This window comes from Azospirillum sp. ST 5-10, assembly GCF_051225715.1.
In the GTDB taxonomy this organism is placed as follows: Bacteria; Pseudomonadota; Alphaproteobacteria; order Azospirillales; family Azospirillaceae; genus Azospirillum.
The window spans coordinates 52,004-70,067 of the sequence record NZ_JBPJSP010000034.1; the positions used below are offsets into that span (position 1 = coordinate 52,004).

The following is an 18,064-nucleotide window of genomic DNA, read 5'->3' on the forward strand; positions in this document are numbered from 1 at the left end:
CGCAGGCCGTCGTACGGTTCGTGCCCCCGCGTTTAGCCAAGGTCGGCACCTGCGACCTGGACCAAGTTCGCGCCCGCGCCTTCAGCTAGGTATGTGTTCAACGCGAAGGCGACGGGCGACATCCGCTGGAGCGGGGACGGTACCTCGACGTTGAGGTGCACCCGCCATTTCGGCGTCGCACAGAGAGACGCGAGACGCGCATCAAGCTGTCGAACCAGTTTCGCGAAGCTGTCGGCCGAGGGGGAGCCGGTACGCAACGGGGCGGCCACGGGGGCCATAGGGTCAACGGCCATGAACGCGAGCAACAACTCACAGACGTCCCTGAACGGCGTGCCGTAGAGTCCAGCGACCTTCTTGCTCTCGTCGGAGGAAGAGATATTGACTGGAATGCGGCCAAGAAGTCCCTGCAATGAACGTCGGCATTGCCCGAGGACGAGCGCTGCACCGCCGGGCACCGAAGCCAGAGCTTCGATAAAGCTTGGATGCCTCCAGGCAGCGTTGCCCAATGCTCGCATCGTGAGGGCAGCTAGCGTGGCATTGAACGACCCTCCCTCGGTATGCTGTCGGAGTCGGTCGAGGAGATGGAGCAGAATCGGGTTTCGTTCGCCCGCCCCGTCGCCAACGAGCATAGCGAGCGTGCTCGACGTCTTCCGGTACGTGTTCACGTCATCGCCAGCCTGCCTATCGAGGGTAACAAGCCAAGCTACGAGTTTCGGTGGTGCGTCCTCGTGGAGCAGAGCCAGGACTTCGAGAGCGCGCGGCATGTCGTAGACGTTCAGCTCCGGTGGAAGAGCGTTCAGCAACTGCTCGCAGAAGCTTGGAAAGACGCGCTGAACGCTGGCCGGAGCGGTCGCGAGGCTTCGCCCCTGCGACCAGCATTCACGCGTCACGGCGAAGAGGAACCTCGCGTATTTCTCGTCACCGAGGCGGTGAAGTGATCGGGTGGCCTCTAGGAAGGAGTCCGTCCCCACTTGGTCCCATGGCATCTGCTGAAGAAGCAAAGGTTCTCGGGTCAGCGTCGACGTGGCGTCCTCGCCTCCCTTGATCCACTTGGCCTCCACCCTGGCAAACGGGGCGTCGTTCGGCGAAGCAGGCTCCACGGCGAGCTCGTAGCTGTTGTTGAGACCGTACCGGTAGGACAGCCGCAACCGTGCCTGGACATCGTGATCGAGAGGAAACGCGGGCGAGTCGAGGCGCGCCTCCCAAGCGACCGGGCGGCGTCCCTGGCGACCGACGAGCAGCGGGAAGGAGAACCACCGGTGCCCGCGCGCCAGCGTGAGGGTCTGCGGGACCGTGAACTCCTTCGCGGCACCAAGGAACGGGTCGACGAACGTTCCTCGCTCAAGCAGCGGGAGTTCGCCGAAGTGCCCGTCACGCACAACCTCCAGGGACAGCTCGGGTAGCCACTCGAACCACGTGAGCGAGCCGGTATCCAGGCGGAGCAAGCATTCACGCGCGCCGAAGGCAAGCGCGTGAGGCGTAACAACCGTTCGCTGACGCAGCCACACTGCGAGGGGGGAAACCGTGGTGATGCGCTGTGCTTCAAGTCCCTTCCTCCCCTTACCGATGTCGAATTCGACGGAGAGACCTCTTCGCAGGACGACGCCCTCGGGGATCTGCACAGCGTTAATGTGGAAGAACAAATCCGCGCTCCCATCATCGGGAACGATGAAGCCGAATTTCTTCTCTTGGTCGAAGTGCTTGATGTGTCCGGTCTGCCGCCCCGTCCCTTGGAACCGCGAGTAGGCACTTGGGCCACCGATCAGCACAACACGGACCTTGCCGAGTGGTGAGAGCGCGCCCTTCACGCTCGCATCGAGTCGTTCGATCCAGCGCGCCACCTCGCGGTTGAACCACGCAGGGTCCTCGAAGAGCTCCACGACGTCGGGCATCGCTCGCTGGCTCGATGGGACCTGTACGAAGACCGAGCCACCGCACGCAACGAGCGCACCGATCTTGCCACTACGAATCAGGTCCTCGACGACGCGCTCTTGGGCCTCGGGAGCCAGCGAGCTCAGCTCACGCCCCACCAGCATCCGCGCGTAGGCGCCGAGCACATGCGGCCAACCGAGCGTCTCCAACTGCTCGTCGGGAGGAAGCGGTGGCTTGCGCTCCCAATAGATTCCGCGCGAAGTCGGATGTGCCTGTTCAAGCTTCTTGTCGTGGCGGGCGGTGAGCACGGTCAGCGAGACGCCGCCGAACTCGGTGTCGACGACGACCACCGACTCTCCCGCGCGGACCCCGCGATCACCTGCCGCCGATGCCCAGGACATTGCGGCCGCGATGCTCCTCCACACTGGAACCGGACGATGGAACGAGCTCCCGAACGCGCTCCGCAGACTGCGTTGCGACAACTCATCGACGGCATCGGGAACGGCATAGGCGATCCGTGCATCTGTCGGCACATGAAGCTCAGACGCGAGGCTCCCCAGCAAGCGGTCTGCCGCCAAGGCGACCATCCCTGCGTCGATCTGCTCGCCCGCGTTCACCAAGTCGCCGGTGGTCCGCAGCGAGCGACCGGCAGCACCAAGGACCAGCTCTCGGCCCGAGCGGCCTTCAAGCCAGTCTATACCCTCCGCGTCCCCCGGCAGATTGAGGGCCAAGGCCCATGGTGCCGACACCAGCGGCAGTTTCTGTTCCGCGCTGACATGCAGAGACGCGGTGCCGAGCTCAATGCCAAGGCGCGCGCCGTCCGCCACTTCAGCAGAGGTCTGCTCCCGGCGCTCGACGTTGGGGTTCACGCTGCAACGCTGGAGGATCTGCCGAGCCATCTGCGTCGCGAGGAGCGTCAGCCCCGCGAGGTCGGCGTAGCTTCGGTCCGCCCCTCGAACCGAGCTCTCAAGACCATCCACGGCAATCCCGATCCCGCGCTGAGGCTGGAGACGCTCCGACGTGGGACGCACCTCGAAGGCGAGCGCAGAGACCGACTCCTCCGTAAGGATCCCTTGCCCGCCCAACGTGGCGACGTGCACGAGGATGAACTCGCCATCCAGAGAGACGCGGATGCGGAACGCCGCATCTCTGTCCCCGGTGGGCAGCACGAGGAAGTGGAGCGGCGGGTTCAGGGACCAGTTCACACCGGCTGCCTCGGCGCCCAGCACCTCGACGCCAAAGTGGTGCTCGTCGCCGCGCCCCGTGAGGACGCGTCCAAGCGTCTCCGAGACCACTACCCGCTCACGGGTCACGAGCTGCGCCGCGACCATCCAGCACAGGAGGATGCGGGTGCGCCGGAACGTGTCCTTCCACGAGCCTCGCAGCGCCTCCTCATCGTCGCGAAGCCACTTCCATGCGCGCAACAAACGCGAGTAGTGAGGGTCGCTGAGCAGGACATTGTTCGGCTGCAGATGCGTCAGCGTCGGAATCTCAGCCAGTTCCGACCGTCTCATCCGCTCATCGCAGAGGCGAACGCACTCCTCTAGCCGACGCACGCGCTCTGCATCCTCGGTCGTTCCGTCGTAGGCGTTCCTATTCTCCAACCGATTGCTGGCGCGCTGCACGAGGAGCTTGGCGAACGATCGGAGGAGCCGGTTCTCGGTCGTGTCGACGGACACGTCGCGCTTTACACCCAGTGCATGGGTACGGCCCGACAGCTTCTCGCGGATGTTCCTTCCGGGCTGTCGAGCGAGCCACGCCATCGATCGCGTGTCGACCTCGCGAAGCTGATGGAATGGGAGCTGCTCGTGGACCCTGACGATTCGATGGCGATGCCGGTCGAGTAGGTGCTCCATCGAGTCGATGGTGAACTCGGCGGCGCCGAGAAGGCGATCGCGCGGAAACGGTCGACTTCCCGTCGCGGTCGCGTTGCGAACGTCGCGAAGGATCTCCGTAAGAGGTCTCGGGAGCGGCTCGCCGGTGCGCGGATCACCGTGCGCGACTATCGAGAAGACGTGCTCCGAGACCTGATGGGAGATCCACCAAGCCGCCGCCACGGTCGGCGCGTCGGATGCCGCGAGGGCCTCCAACTCGTCGAACTCTGGAAGCGGCGGCGGTAGCGCGGCCACCTTGGAAGCAGTGCGGTCGTGTGCCGCGCGGGCCTTCTTCATTCAGCGTTCTCCAGGTACCTCGCGCTGTTCCAGACGAACGCGCCATGTCCAATGCGGCACGCGATGTCGAAGTCCTCCGACAGTCCGAGACCCAGGTCAGCGCTGTCGAGCTGCTTGCGGATGGGATCGAGGCAGTTGCGCTTCGAGTCGCCGGTCGTCTCGATGCCCCGGAGCTTCGGCATCACCTTGAGAACCAGTTGGTCCTCATAGGCACGGCGCAATGTGCGCTGGAGCGCCTCTTCGTCCTTGCGCTCGCGGGCGTCGATGACTTCGGGGTGGTTGGCCATGTAGTACTCGACCGACTGCCAGACACGATGACCGAGGGCGCGGCCTACGTACTCGAGTCGCGCGTTGATCTCCTGGAGTCCTTCCTTGAACGGCTTGACCTCATCCGGGGTGAACGGCGAACGACGCTGGAGCCACTCGCGCCACGCGCTCTCCGCGAGCAACGGCGATTCCGCCCCGAGCGTCACCTCGGCACGGCTGTGAAGCTCGCGCGGACGTGGGAAGTAAAGCAGGTTCGAGCGGTCGATGACCTTGTCGGAGAGTGCCTTCGTCGTTTCATCCTCATTCATCGTGCCCACCCATAGGACGTTCCGGCCAAGGCGCAGCGGGTACGGCGGCATTCCAGCACCGAGGTCGATGTCGAGCGTGACGTCTCGACTCTCGCCACGGCGCTGCTCGAGGCAGCTGAGAAGGTCGCTGAAATACTGCTCGACGTGGGCGAGGTTCATTTCGTCGAGCAAGACCAACAGGAGCCGGTCCGAGAGCCCGTGGTTGTAGGTCTCGTGGTCTCGGTCGTGCTGGGCCTGCACCATCGCGCGCAGGACCGTCGTCGCGTTGAACCGGTTGTCGACTGAGTTGAAGAACCCGAACAACGACTGCGGGCTGTCCCAGTTTGGCTGGACGGCGAGCGAGAGGAAGCCGAGCCCGCCGAAGCGCGAGTAGAGGCGCGGAAGTTCCGACTTGCCGGTGCCACTCACGCCGGCGAGCACGGTGAGCGGCGACAGTTCAGCGGCCTTGAGGGACGTATGAAAGGCTTGGACCAAACGCTTCGGGAAGCGCATGCCGCTGTTCTCACACGCGGCCACGATACCGTTGAGCCAGTCGAGCTCCTTCGGCGGGCTGCCCTCGGCGCGCTTGAAGTCCGTGCGCCACGGCTCCTCGATCGCCCCAACACGCGCGGCCCGCTCCTCGGGGCGCTCGTACAGCGTTCGCATCCGCTCGACGTCAGCCTTGTACTTCTCCATCTCTCCGGCCAGCACTTCGAGCCGGCGCTCAGCGACCTCGCGGCGTTCCAGTTGCTGCTCGAGATCGGCAACGCCGGTCAGCCAGCGACTCTGCTCGGCCTTGAGCTGCGTGACCTCACGAACCAACCGGTCTCGTTCAGAGGCCCAGACGCGCTCCTGCTCTTGCAGGGTGACCAAGAGCTCCTTGTCGCTGGCGCTCGGACGACGGAGCAGTTCCTTCTCAAGGTCACTGATCTTCTTCGCTTGATGCGCGATGCGCTTCTCGATCTCGGCTGGGTCGTCTCCGAACCGCGCCAAGAGGTCGCGCGACGCAGCCAACTGAGACTCGAGCGAGATGACCAAGTCGCGGTCCCGTCGATGGTCCTCACGCAGCGCATCCAACTGGCGCTCCAACGACGCCACCTGGTCACGAGCTCGCTCCTCGATGGACCGCTCGATGCCCGCGCGGAAACCCGCGAGATCCTCCTCCTTCCACCGCAGGTCTCCCAGCCCACGGCGAAGCTCGGCCTCCATATCCACGAGCCGCGCGCGCTCCCGCTCGATGTCCTCAAGTGACTTCTGCTGCTCCATGGCGAATCGCGCTCGCTGTTCTCCAAGCGCAGCATCCTGTGCAGCGCCCTCGGCAGCGAGCTTCGCCAGGTGGCGCTGCCGATCGGCTTCAAGCTCCGCATCGAGAGCGGCAGTGCGGGTTTGCCGCTCATCGGCGAGCCGCTTCTCAAGGTCTTCAATGCCCTTCAGTCGAGCCACGTTCAACTCGCTCTGAAGGCGGTCTACCTCGGCACGCAGCGACGTGTGAGCCTTGGTGAGGACGGCGAGCGCTTCACGGTTCTTGGCGGCGAACCCCTCGCTCGCCTCGATCTCACGCTGAGCGACGTCACGGGCGCGCGCCTCGAGCGAGCTCTCAGTCTCTGCCGCCTGCTTCTGGCGCTTCCCAACAACGGCGAGGTCACGCTGGACCTTCGTCTTCTCCGCCTCGACCTCGGCCTCACGCTCCTTCAGCGCCTGTTCCCATGCAGCCAGGGACTGCTCGTGTTTGAGGCGAGCCGCCACGTCCACGCTGGTTGCGTTCGTCGGGCTGGCGTCTGCGATGATGGCTTCTTCGTTTCGGCCGCTCATGGTCTTCGGTCTCTCCTCAATCAATCGTTTCGAGCATTGCCCGAATGTCGTTGGCAACCATCGTCTCGATCTCGGCGACTTCGGCTGCCGTGACGAGGACATCATCTCCGTGACCGCGAGCCTCTACGAGGCGGCCCACGTCTAGGAGCGCGGTGGGAACCCGCTTCGCGACCTCGCGGAGCGGATGGTCCGCCCTCTGGTGCGCTACGAGCAGCTGCGCCGCGACGCGTGCCGACAGGGTTTCCCCGTGGCCCTGCGCGGCGCGGCGGATGCGGTTCGCCTTCGCATGCGTGAGCACCTTAGGGAGCTGGCCCGACGCTTCGACGTCAAAGCCGACCGCGACGGCAGCCGACGCGAGTCGGGCCGCGTTCTGCTCGCGGTCGTTCGAGATCATCTGCGCGATAGAGGCTGGCGTCGGCGCTTCTGCTTCGAGCTCAGCAAAGGCCGCCTCCATCGCGATGGTGAGGGCCACGACGGCATCGCGGGCACGTGTGCTCAAGTTCTCCGGTGCGGTGGCTGCGGAAGCCGCAAGCAGCTTCACGATCAGCGCCGTGTGGTGCATCTCGATTACGCGCGTGCGCAAGTTTGGGCGATCGGTGAGCCCTGGATAGCCCTCGGACACCTGTTCGGCTCTGGCCCGGACGCGGAGCAGCAAGTCGGCGCCCCAGGACGGCTCCGAGGCGCTCGTCCCCACGTCCGCCGGACCGGCGCCGACGAGCGCGCAGAGGACCGCGAACAAGCGGTCGCGCATCTCGACCGCAACCTCGGCGCTCGGGACGGCGGAGGTATCGTGCGAGGCGTCGATCCTGAGCCTGCTGATCTCCGCAAAGAATTCGAGCGCGTCAGGCTCGCGGGCTCCCAAGGTGGCGAGCGGGTGATCGCCGTTGCGCTGGGCCGCGAGCAGGGCAGCCGCCAGTCGGCCAGGGAGGGTCTTGTTGCCGAAGCAGATGGCCCCCTTTACGACGCCGCGGGTGACGCTTAGGAGTGGCAGCGTACGCTGTGGGACAGCGAAACCGACTTGCTCGGCGACTCGTCGGAGCAACGGCGCGTTCTCGGGCGCATCGTGTCCCAGTACCGAGAACAGACTCGGGTCCGGGTATAGCGCTACCAACCAGCCGAACACACTCTCAAGGGCTGCATATGCGTTCCCGAGGAAGTCCTCGATCGGCTTAGCCGTTCGCGCGCCTTCGAGACGCACGTCGGCATCGGCGAGCCGCGCGAGCACATCTGTGGGGAGCAGCTTCGCGGCGCCGCCGAGACGGCGCTCAACGCGCTCCGTAGCGGCCTTCGTTGCCTCAGCCAGATACAGCGCGAAGTCTCCTTCATCGACATGCCACGCCTGACCAGCGACCTTCTCCAGCAGCTCCGCGAGGCCGTGCTTTCCTTCCTTGGCGAGCTTGGTCACCCCCGGGCGAAGCACGTCGCTGACGCCAAGCCCAAGGGGATCGGTGACCAGCCACGAACGCTGCCGCGCGTCCTTCGGGAGAAACACGTATGACGCCACGAAGATGGGCTCCGGCTCGACATCAACCACACGCAGCCCTCCAGACTTGAGCCCATCGAGAATGTCCTCTGCGTCTCCGTCAAGAGAGGCCTCCCGTCGGAAGGCGCGCACACGGCGTGCGTGGCGTCGGGCAGCCCTCTGTGCCTCATACGCGCTCGGCGCGATGGACCGCGCCCCAGTCCCTGGCCAGATCACCTTGGCGAGCACCGGCTCCGGGTTGCCCGGAGTGCCTCGTTTGAAACTCGCGTTGGCCTGCTCGAACTCGGCATCGACGATCGGCAGGCTGCCCCGGTGGACGCGTGGCCAGACGCGTCTTCCATCGATCCCATCGACGAAGACGTAACCGGCGTCCTCCACCTTGCTGGGTTCGTCGTCCCCGCTCATCAGGCGCAGAGCCCGGGGTGTCGGTGCGTGCGCCTCATCAAGCATGCCGATGCCGAGAAGTTGATCCATTACAAACCCGACCAGGTCCAAGGGGAGCGCGAGGCGACGCGAGATCTCCTCGACGTCCCTGACACCCGCGCGACACATGTCGAGCACGGCACGCTGAAATACGTTGAACGGCGGGTTGCCCCGAGATGGCAGGAGCACCTTGTACGCGAGCGCTGGCCATACCAGCCATCGCCGCGCCTCGCGCTTGAGCGGCGAAGACGTGGCGCCGAAATCGACGACCGGCGTGGTGCGATCAAATACGGGCGGCATCGTGCACCTCGCTCAGCTTGTGGAACTCGACCAACGGGCTGATCCCACTCGGCGCGTTGGGCGCGTGGAGCATCCCATCGTCCCCTGCCACGACAAGCAGTCGCTTCTGGCGGCTCATCGCCACGCAGAGCCTATTCGGGGAGGTGACGTGCCCGAAGACGCCGCGCGGGTTGCTGCGAACCATCGAGAGGAACACAACATCGAACTCCATGCCCTGGAACGCGTCGACGGTGCCGAACCGGAGTCGCTCCGCGACGCGGCCATTGGGAAGCTGCAACTCCCGGTAAGGGGCGACGATCTCCGTGGCGTCGTCCGTTCGAGAAACGATGCCCGCGTCCACGAGCGCATCCTCAATCGCCGTGACCTGCTGCTTGTAGAAGGAGATCACGCCAAAGGTGAGCTCGCGGCCCTCTCTTGAGTCCATGAGCCGCTTCAGCTCCGCGACGATCGCCTGCGCCTCGACGGGACGCGACTTGCTTTGGCCTTCACGCTCCGGGCCGAGTCTGCGCGGGACGCTGAGCCACGATGCCGGCCCGCTATGACCGGGCAGCGAGTGAACGAAGTCCGAGGCAGGACGGGGCGACCTAAATGCCTCGGCGTACGGCTTGTAGAACTGATCGCTGACGAACTGACCGAGCAACGGGTGCATGCGGTACTGCTCGTCGAGGGTGACGACACGCGGGAAGTCGTCGCGCTTCTTTAGGTCCTTGAAGAGGCGCGCGAACAGGCTCTCGTTAAGCATCTCGCTCGTGCGATCTGCTTCGCTCTTTCCCGTGGACAGCGCCTCTTCGAGTTCGCGCTCAAGCTCCTTGTCGAGGATGTGAGGGAGCTGACGGTGATCTCCCACGAGCACGATCCGCCGCTTCGCGCGAGCCATAGGGATGAACAGGTCGAGGGGCATCGCGCGGGCGGCCTCATCCACGACGACGGTGTCATAGCCCTCGGAGCCCTTGAGCGTTGCGAGTTCCTGCCTTGCCGACTGCTGGCAGGTGGCGGCGAACACCGAAGTATACGAGATGACGGCACGCTTGACGGCTTCGGGCTCTCCTTCGAGCGCCGCGAGGAACTTCCACGTCGCCTCGTTTGCTGCGTCTCGCGACGTGTTCTGGCATTGCTCGAGGTGGTCGCGCACTTCGCTCAACAGTTCAAGGACGTCGGTGCGAACACGCGGGATCGTGTCCTCGGTGCGATCGGGCGGGAGCAGATCAAGCAACAGCCGCCGGCGGAGTGCGCGAAGTTCGTCGAGGAACGGTGGGGCCCCAGGACTGCTCCAGCGCGAGGCGCACTCGAGCAGCTTCTGCGCCCGCTCGTCTCGGCGCCCCGATCGAGCGAACTCGCGTGCAAGCCGGTCAGCGTTGCGCGGCCCATCATCGGCGAAGGAGCGCTCCTCGCAGCGCAGCGCGCGTGCGCTGCGTACGAGTCGGTGATGGTCCGGATCACCACCGCGGGCAGTTCGCGCCCGCTCGGTGAATTCGCGACCAAGCGCGACGACGCGGTCGACGAGCGACGCGGGCACCGTCCCCTGGATGCGGCTCGCGACGCGGTGAAGCAGGGACGCGGTGTGCTCAAGCGTGCCCGGCGCCAGGAGATAGGCCTGCACCAGCTCAGAAAGTTCCTTCTGCTGCGCCGACGCGGGTCTTGGCGGAAGGTTTTTGCGAATCTCCGCGCTTCGCTCGCTGCACCACCTGTCGATCGTCACATCGACATGGTCGGCATCCTCGGCGCTGTCCGACCGTCCACCGAACTTGATGGGCGGGAGCCCGTTCACGCTCATGCGCTGAATCGCGTTCTCGACCGCGTCGTGCTGGAATCCGCTCAACAGAAGACGACCTTGGACGCCATCCTGCGTGTCCCAGACCTCTTGCAGACGCTCTACAAGGGCGACGATGACCGTCGTCTTTCCAGTGCCCGGCGGGCCTTGGATGAGCGCGATGTCCGGTGTGTTCAGCGCGACCCAAAGCGCCTTCTCCTGCGCCGGCGTAGGGCTACGCCCCCCGAACACCTTTCGCCTCACGTTGGGCGTCACGGGAGCGATGTTGCCCCGACGAGGCGTTTCCACGGGGCGCTCCTCAAGCAGCAGGCCGAGTTGTGGCATGGGGCAGCGTGCTTCTCGGATGGCGCTCTCTGCTTCGGCTCGGCGCTTGAGCCGCGTCTTGTCTCCATGAAGCGAGACCACCAGTGCGCCAGCGTCCGGCGGGGTGCCCTCGTCGCTCCGCCGCTGCACCAGCGTGACGGTGCGATCTCGCCGGTTGAGTTCCACGCGCCCCTTAAAGGTCGCAGGCGACGGAGCGTCCTTCGGGCGAGGCTGCGCCTCGTATTCGGCCCATGACATCTCGCGTGTGAGCACCTCCGGGATCTTGCCGACGGCTTCGACACCGAGCCCTTGCTCCTCAGTGAGCGCTTGCGTGAACTGGTCTGCGTCCTCAAGGCTGCAGTCGTTCGCGAGTGAGAAGCGATAGCGGCTGTCGGGGAGCGATTCGACGTGGTCATACGTGAGCCAACGGGCCTTCCGCGCCCTGCGTAGCGCCACTTCGTTCTCCATCGCGCCGTAGCGGCTCCATAGGTCCAAGAAGCTCGACCCGGCGGTGACGAGAGACGAGATCTGGGCTGCTGCATCGGCGCGGAGCTTCCCCGCCAAGGTTGCGTCGACAAACCGGACGTCCCCCGAAACCAGCGCGAGTTGTTCTCCGCCTTGGCCGCGTCCGCGCGCGACGCGATCGACGAGCAGCCCCTCGGTGGCATCCGGGCGTTTCACCCGCCGAACAAAGGCACGCGCCGTGCGACCGAAGAAGGCAAAGGTTCCGGCCTTGGACTCGGCCGTTACGAACCCTCGTCTGCCGTCCTCGCCATCAAGGAGGAACTGCTCGCCCAGCCATTGCAGCGCACGCTCGGGATAGGCGAGCTTACGGTCGATCCGCTCCAGCGCCTCGAGCACCTTCTCGTCGACGCCGAGTTCGATGGGCGGCAGCGTCAGAGCGTGCAGAAACGTGTGGACCTGCAGCGTGAGCACCTGGGCGCCTGCGTCGACGACCCAAGCGATGCGAGGGAAGTGCCGCGTGCAGAGGTCAGCGAGCAGCACCTCATGCTTTCGACCATCGCCTTGGACGCCCAGAACGTCTCCACCGACCCGAAGCATCGCCTGCGCCTCGCGCTCGGAGAATTGGAGCAGCGCCTCGGCGCCGGGCGCCACTGCGTTGGGCAGAGCGCCACTCGCCGAAGTCCACCGAAGGCGAAGGCTCTCGATCTGGCCGTAGGGAACCTGATTGAGCTTCATGCTTCCTCCGAGTAGAGCCGAAGGACGGCCATGCGGTGGGGGCGGTCCAACGGACCGAAGTGCAGGAACGCTTCGTTCCCAGCCTTGGGCAGTGGCAGCCTGAGTTCAGCGCCCAAGCGCTGCATGCGCCCGCCAAGGACCACATGAACCTCGTTGCTCGCGAGGGCTTCGATGGCGATGCCGCTCTTCAACACTCGTACGCGGAGGACCGGCGTGTCCTCCGCGTCTGCGAGGACCGGCTCGACGACGTGCCGGAGCACGAGGCTGTCCTTCGTGATGTCGAGCATCTTGTGCCAGACTGCTCGCGTGCTGACCGCGGATGCCCCCACGTCGTCGATGTCGGGATCCCAGCGATTCACCTGCATGTGGATGAACGATGCGCGCGGGCTCGCCGTGCAGAACGGGCAACTGCCAGCGGTCACATCGAACGAAGAGCCACAGCTCCTGCAAGACACAACGCGATCGGCTGCGCGACGTAGCACGTCGGTCCACTCGGCCATGCTCGGTCGTGCTGTACGATCCGCTCGACCTGCTTCAAACGTCCTCTGAAACAGCTCGCGGACCGGCTTCGAGAGCACGAAATGTCGCGCGATCCCCTTGCTGGTGCGGTTGGAATCGTCCGTGGTGTCCTCGATCCACGGGATTTCTCCGCGAAACGCGAGCTGCTCGCGGTCCTCACCATCGTCGTCGTCCCAGCCGCCCTCCTCGACGTAGTCTCCAAGGAACGGGTGCTGCTGCGTGATGACCCAGAACGCGAGAACGGCGAAGGAATAGGCGTCGGAGAGGGTCGAGACGCCAGCGCGTCCCGTTACGACTTCTGGCGCACCGAAGCCAGGCGTGAAGATTCCCGGCGCGTTGGTGGAGAGATAGTCGAGGTTGTCGAGGTCGATCAGCCAGACCTCGCTCGCTTCGGTCGTCTCCGAGATGAACACATTGTTTGGCGAGACGTCCGCGTAGACCAGCGGCACCGCGTGCAGCCGGGCGAGCAGGCCCGCCGTGTTCGCGAGCAAATCGAGGCGGCGCCCGAGGCCGCCAGACGACTGGTAGAACTCGCCGAGCTTCGACGTCCCCGGTTCGGCGATGAGGGTCCTCATCGGCACCATGCCGGTGAGCAAGCGCATCGTGTAGCCAGCATGGTCGCGCAGCATCGACAGCGGCTGCGCGAGATGAAGTCGGGGTAGCGGCAACGCGCGCACGTCCTCGAACCGGTGTCGCAGCGCGGAGCGCTTCTGCGCGTCGGGCGAGAGCGCGATGCCAGGCGCCTTGGTGAGCTGGCCCCAGAGCTTCTGTGCCGAACGGGCTTCGGGCGCGGCCGGTGCTTCTTCCACCGCGCCGATGAGCTTCACGGCGATGTGGGCACTCCGTGTTCGGAGCACGACGCCTTGGCCACCTCGCCCGAGTGGCGGCTTCAACAGGTGGTGGACGTTGCCGTCGTCGTCAACGACGGTGCTGGGAAAGTCGCTCATGGGGATGCCTCCGTCGTGGCGTCGTTCCAGAGAACGGCCACCGTCTTGTCATCGCGATGTCGAGGCGTCGGCCAGTTACGAAGCTCCTTCGCGATGGCGCGTGTTCGGGCTGCAGCAGGGCGCGGTCCGTATTGCGTGACGAGGAAGTTGAGAAACTCGGCGCGCTTCTCCGGCACCAGGTCGTCGGCCACGCCGTCGGTGGCGAGCAGGATGGTGGCGGTGCCCGTGACGTTCGGTTCGAGGTGAAAGCGCCATTCGTGCAGGTCTGTGGCGATCCCCAGCCCCGTAGTCGCGTTCCCGAAGCGCTCTGTCGGCGGCTCGAGCGTCGTCGTCCCGCTCGGCGTCTTCAACATCACCAAGCCGTCTCCGAGCTGCGCGAGCAGCAGCCTCCCCTCCTTCGTCACGACCGCGAAGAGGCAGGTCGTTGCGCTCTCATCGCGGCCGCTCCGGTGAACGCGAACGTTCCACAGCGCGTGAATGAGTCGCAGCAGGAGCTCAGGTGGCGCGTCCGGGACGCCGGACCAGTGTTGAACAGCGTCGGCAACGGCGCGGCAGGCGGCGCGCGAGCCGACCGCGGAGTGTGGTCGGCTCCCAAGGCCATCGCAAACGACCGCAAGGGCGCTGCTGCACGCGAGGCGGCGCAACCAGGCGTCCTGGTTGGGCCGCCCATCTTGGCGATGTTCTGGGCCTCGAACGCTGGCCCCCATAGCGCTCCACATCGCCGCAATCCTTACAGTCGGTCAAGGTCGAACGGGTTCTGCATTTGTGGAATTTCGTTGGGGTTCGTGCTCCCCGACCGCGTCGTGACCGACATGGTCACGAACTGGAAGAAGTCCTTGATGCGGCGCGCGTCCGCAGCGACGAAGACCTGCTTCTTCTCGTCGTTCAGAAAGCGACGCAGCATGTCGGTGTCGGCGTCCCCGCCGATCGCAAGTGCAAGGCGGTCGGCTTTCTGCGCGCGTCCCTGCTTTGTCATACGGTCGAGACCCGCTTGCCAGGAGTCGGTGGGCTGGCCGTCGGAGATGAGGACGACGGTGGGGCGGTATGCGCGGCCGGGGATCTTGTCCTTGTCGTCGACCAGATCGGCGGCCAGCGTCATCGCTTGGCCCATCGGCGTGCCGCCGTCGGCGACCATGTCGGTCCACTTCACAGCGCTCGCAGCTTGGAGTGGCGTGTGGAGGCGGGCTTCACCGCCGAACGTGATGATGGCGACGTGGATCTCGGCGCGGAGATCGTCAGTCGACGCAAACGTCGAAAGCATTTCGCGGACGGACTGGTTGAGGGCGTCGATCTTCCCCTCTGCCGCCATGCTGCCGCTGACGTCGGCGAGGAGGATGACGGGCAGAGGGCGCGCGGTGGACGAGGTGAACTCTTTGAGCTGTGAGGTCATGGTTTTGGTCTTCTCCGGCTGGCCTTGCGCTGTGAGCTAGGCGGCGAGGGCGAGAGGGCCGCGGCGGTAGGAGTGCCTGTCGCGGAGCCCACTAAAAGAGCGGTTGCGGTACACGGTGAGGATGACTCCCTCGGGGGTGACGACGACCTGGACGCCGTCGTAGGCCGAGAGGTCGACGCCCTCCTCCGCGTAGCGGACGATCTCCTTTCGACCGATCACGTAGATGTCGGCTCCACGGACATAGACGACGCGCCCATAGGCTAGCGCCGCGTTGATGGCGTCGGCCCGAAGCCCGCGCGTTGCTAGGCGCTCCTTGGCGTGGTTGGTAAGAATGAAGCGTCCTTCGGTGCGGTGCGGTTCCAACCGGTTGCTGTTGGCAGGCATGCAGCGTCTCCTCGTTCCGCGACAACTTCCCGTGGTTGCCGTTAGTGGAGACTCCTTGAGCAACCGTCGTGCCAACGCCCGATGTTCGAGGAAATGGTCACGCTTCGACCTCGTACTTCTTGAGCCAGTTCGACAGCGTCTGGTAGCTTGGCGCGCCGACCAATTCCGCGGCCCGCGTCTTGTTCCCGGCCGCTTCATGGAGCGCACGCCCCAAGTAGTGCTGCGCCACTTCCTTCAATAGTTCCTGTAGGTTGAGGCCACCGCCGAGGGGGCGACCGAGCACGTCGTGTCGTTGCGCATGCGGCACAGCGAGAAGGGATTCGCGGACATCCTCGGTGGAGATGGTGGCGCCGTCGCTCCAGATGGCCACGCGCCGAAGCAAGAGTTGAAGCTCGCGGACGTTGCCCGGCCATGGGTGGGCGAGAAGAAGGTTTCTTGCTCCGGCAGAAAGTTTTTTGTGGACGTATCCGGGCTCGACCTTCTCGGCGTCCTGGTTCTCTTTCTTCAGCAGCTCGTCGATTAAGAGTCCCAAATCGCCGGTCCGCTCGCGGAGCGGCGGCAGCCTCAAGACCGCAACGGCGAGCCGGTAGAAGAGGTCCTCACGAAAGCGCCCGGCTTCCACCTCTTCGATGACGGTGCGGTTGGTCGCCGAAACCACTCGAACGTCGACGTCGATGTCGGAGGTGGCGCCGACCCTCCTGACCTTGGACTCCTGGAGGACGCGGAGCAGCTTTACCTGCGCGTCCAGGGGCAGTTCGCCAAGTTCGTCGAGGAACAGCGTCCCACCGTGAGCATCTTCGAAGACGCCTTTGCGTAGGCGGTCGGCACCGGTGAACGCCCCCTTTTCATGGCCGAACAGAACGGTCTCGACCAGGGTCGAAGGTATGGCGCCGCAGTTGATCGCGATGAACGGCTTGTCGCGACGAGGACTCGCCCGGTGGATCGCCTTCGCGAACAGTTCTTTCCCCGTGCCGGACTCGCCTTCGACGAGCACCGGCACGTTCCGAAGGGCCACCCGACGCGCCCGTTGAATGAGGCGCGCCATCACATTACTCCTGTGGATGATGTCCTTGAACTCGGGGGCGCTTGGCGAGTCCGCCGTGCTCTGGCTTCGCAGCCTCTCGTCAGGTTCACGCAGCAGGTCGGGGAGGAACTCGGCAGCAATGTCGAAGGGAACCGCGACCGTCTTCACGCCCTGCTCACGTGAGGACTCGATCAGCTCGGCCGAGAAGACCGTCTTCCCGAGGAGCACCCATACCGCGGCCATCGGCGGCGAGCCGGGGCTCAGGTGGAAGGTCAGTGCCGAATCCCTTTCCTGTGCCTGACAGGCGCGAAGTGCGGCCTTGTAGATGCCGCCCCAGTCCGTCGGACCGGCCAGATCCTCGGGGCGCTCGACGACTTCCGCCTTCGTCCGTGCCTTCAGCCAAGCGACGTACGACGGGAGCATGTCCTTGTGCTCGGGCTTGCTGAAATTCTCGAGGAGCACCACCCGGTCGAACTCGCGGGCCTTGAGCGCCTGCGCGACCGGGCCAACGTCGTCGGCCGTCTCCTTCGAAGGGCCGAGGAGGTCGGACACGCCGACCCACGCGATGAGTACTCGCCGCATCACGCGACGCCACAAGAAATTTCGAACGCACGCAACGAAGCTTGTGGATCGCGCGCGTCGCACTGGGCATTGTCAGTGACGGCCCCTTGCAAAATCCCACAGCCAAGCGATTTCCCGTACCATTCGGGCGCTGATGGCTTAGCTCTCGGGTGCCGAATTACCGATTGTTGAGCGCCATACGGTGGCACACTCAACATGCGGGAATGCGTGCTCGATAGCTCTATCGAAGATATTATCCACGTGGTGAGGTGCTTGTGATCCGCTGAATCCATGCTGCCGCGTAGGGAATCGGCTATAAACCAGAACTCCGCCCGGTAGCCGACATTGGCCGCCGTGATGTTGGGGCGTGCGGCGCGCACTTGGCGGTCGACCTGTGCGGTTTGTTGGGCGCTCCGCTCCTGCACGTCCTTTCCCGCAATGGCAACGCAGCCGCCGCACCCGTGGCCGTTCACGATGGTGCCAGCCTTTATGTGGGCCTGCTTAACCGCTTCGTAGAATACCTCATCCCAATGCAGCGCCTCGCGGATCCTGCCGTTGCCGGCAGAGCCGCCCAATCGCCGCAGAGCTGCGAGGAGTTCTTCCCATTGCACCAAGCCAGCCATTCCATCCGCCTTGTTATTCTGGATCGGGTTGGTTGGAACCTAACCAATGTTCCGACTTGGTTGCCTTTAGCCGCTCGTACTCTTCGACCGACAGGACCAGCACGACGGGGCGGCCGTACTCCTCAACCATGACGGGCTCAGCCCACGCGGTGTCGATCAGCCGACCGAAATTATACTTCGCTTCCCTCGCCGAAAGCGTTCGCATGTCCAGCCCTGGCGATCGTCAGCGGGGATTTTTGGTCAAAATAGCCTAAAGTTCAAGGTTTCTTCGCGTGCTTCACGAACATCCTGCTTCCAATCTGCCGGCTCACCGCAACCCTCGCCTCCGTTCATCAATCCTCGCTCACACCATGACGGCGATGCCGATGAGCTCGCGCAGCATGACCAGCAGGTGGTGACGCATGGTTTCCCACACGCCCGCTTTCTGGAAGGCGCGCATGTAGCCGTACACCGTAAGCATCTGGTGAGCGCCGCGGTCAGGCCGGTTTCCAGTTCCAGGGCAGCAGTTCGGGCAGGCGGTTCTGCGGCAGGTCGGCGATGCGGGCCAGGACGTCGGCGAGCCACGCCTGGGGATCGACGTCGTTCAGCTTGGCCGTGGTGATCAGGCCATACATGATCGCCGCCCGCTGGCCGCCGCGATCGGAGCCGCATGTCAGGCGACACGTCAAACTGCCCCCCTGGCGCCACGAGGATCTGCCCCCCTTGAGAGAAGGGGAATTGAGGGATG

The 18,064-nt window shown here is 65.1% G+C and carries 12 protein-coding genes; all 12 read right to left on the minus strand.

Translation table 11 applies throughout. The annotated features are described in order from the left end of the window. Positions 1-32 precede the first annotated feature (32 nt). A complete protein-coding gene (locus tag ACSBPG_RS27045) occupies positions 33-4,043 on the minus strand; it encodes a DUF2357 domain-containing protein (protein WP_435540349.1) in 4,011 nt (1,336 codons plus the stop codon). After that, a complete protein-coding gene (locus ACSBPG_RS27050) occupies positions 4,040-6,409 on the minus strand; it encodes a hypothetical protein (RefSeq protein ID WP_435540350.1) in 2,370 nt (789 codons plus the stop codon). The genes ACSBPG_RS27045 and ACSBPG_RS27050 overlap by 4 nt, the downstream gene beginning before the upstream one ends. A 16-nt stretch (positions 6,410-6,425) precedes the next feature. Beyond that, entirely contained in the window at positions 6,426-8,615 is a 2,190-nt protein-coding gene (locus ACSBPG_RS27055) for a hypothetical protein (protein ID WP_435540351.1), read from the minus strand. Beyond that, on the minus strand, positions 8,599-11,889 hold the full coding sequence (locus ACSBPG_RS27060) for a DEAD/DEAH box helicase (RefSeq protein WP_435540352.1): 3,291 nt from the start codon (positions 11,887-11,889) through the stop codon (positions 8,599-8,601). Before ACSBPG_RS27060 ends, ACSBPG_RS27055 begins: the two co-directional genes overlap by 17 nt. Continuing rightward, entirely contained in the window at positions 11,886-13,355 is a 1,470-nt protein-coding gene (locus tag ACSBPG_RS27065; protein WP_435540353.1) for a protein kinase domain-containing protein, read from the minus strand. The genes ACSBPG_RS27060 and ACSBPG_RS27065 overlap by 4 nt, the downstream gene beginning before the upstream one ends. Next, positions 13,352-14,074, minus strand: coding sequence for a PP2C family serine/threonine-protein phosphatase (locus tag ACSBPG_RS27070; protein WP_435540354.1), 723 nt, complete (start codon positions 14,072-14,074; stop codon positions 13,352-13,354). The genes ACSBPG_RS27065 and ACSBPG_RS27070 overlap by 4 nt, the downstream gene beginning before the upstream one ends. Before the next feature lie 11 nt (positions 14,075-14,085). Further along, on the minus strand, positions 14,086-14,745 hold the full coding sequence (locus ACSBPG_RS27075) for a vWA domain-containing protein (RefSeq protein WP_435540355.1): 660 nt from the start codon (positions 14,743-14,745) through the stop codon (positions 14,086-14,088). Positions 14,746-14,781: 36 nt separating this feature from the next. After that, positions 14,782-15,129 carry a DUF4258 domain-containing protein gene (locus ACSBPG_RS27080; protein WP_435540356.1) on the minus strand — a complete coding sequence of 116 codons (348 nt, stop codon included), beginning with the start codon at positions 15,127-15,129 and terminating at the stop codon, positions 14,782-14,784. Between the two features lie 97 nt (positions 15,130-15,226). Continuing rightward, positions 15,227-16,705, minus strand: coding sequence for a sigma-54 interaction domain-containing protein (locus tag ACSBPG_RS27085; RefSeq protein WP_435540357.1), 1,479 nt, complete (start codon positions 16,703-16,705; stop codon positions 15,227-15,229). Between the two features lie 29 nt (positions 16,706-16,734). Beyond that, positions 16,735-17,337, minus strand: coding sequence for a hypothetical protein (locus ACSBPG_RS27090; protein ID WP_435540358.1), 603 nt, complete (start codon positions 17,335-17,337; stop codon positions 16,735-16,737). Positions 17,338-17,350: 13 nt separating this feature from the next. Next, on the minus strand, positions 17,351-17,542 hold the full coding sequence (locus ACSBPG_RS27095; RefSeq protein ID WP_435540359.1) for a type II toxin-antitoxin system Phd/YefM family antitoxin: 192 nt from the start codon (positions 17,540-17,542) through the stop codon (positions 17,351-17,353). Between the two features lie 271 nt (positions 17,543-17,813). Next, on the minus strand, positions 17,814-18,064 hold a 251-nt coding region (locus ACSBPG_RS27100; protein WP_435540360.1), incomplete at its 5' end, for a transposase domain-containing protein.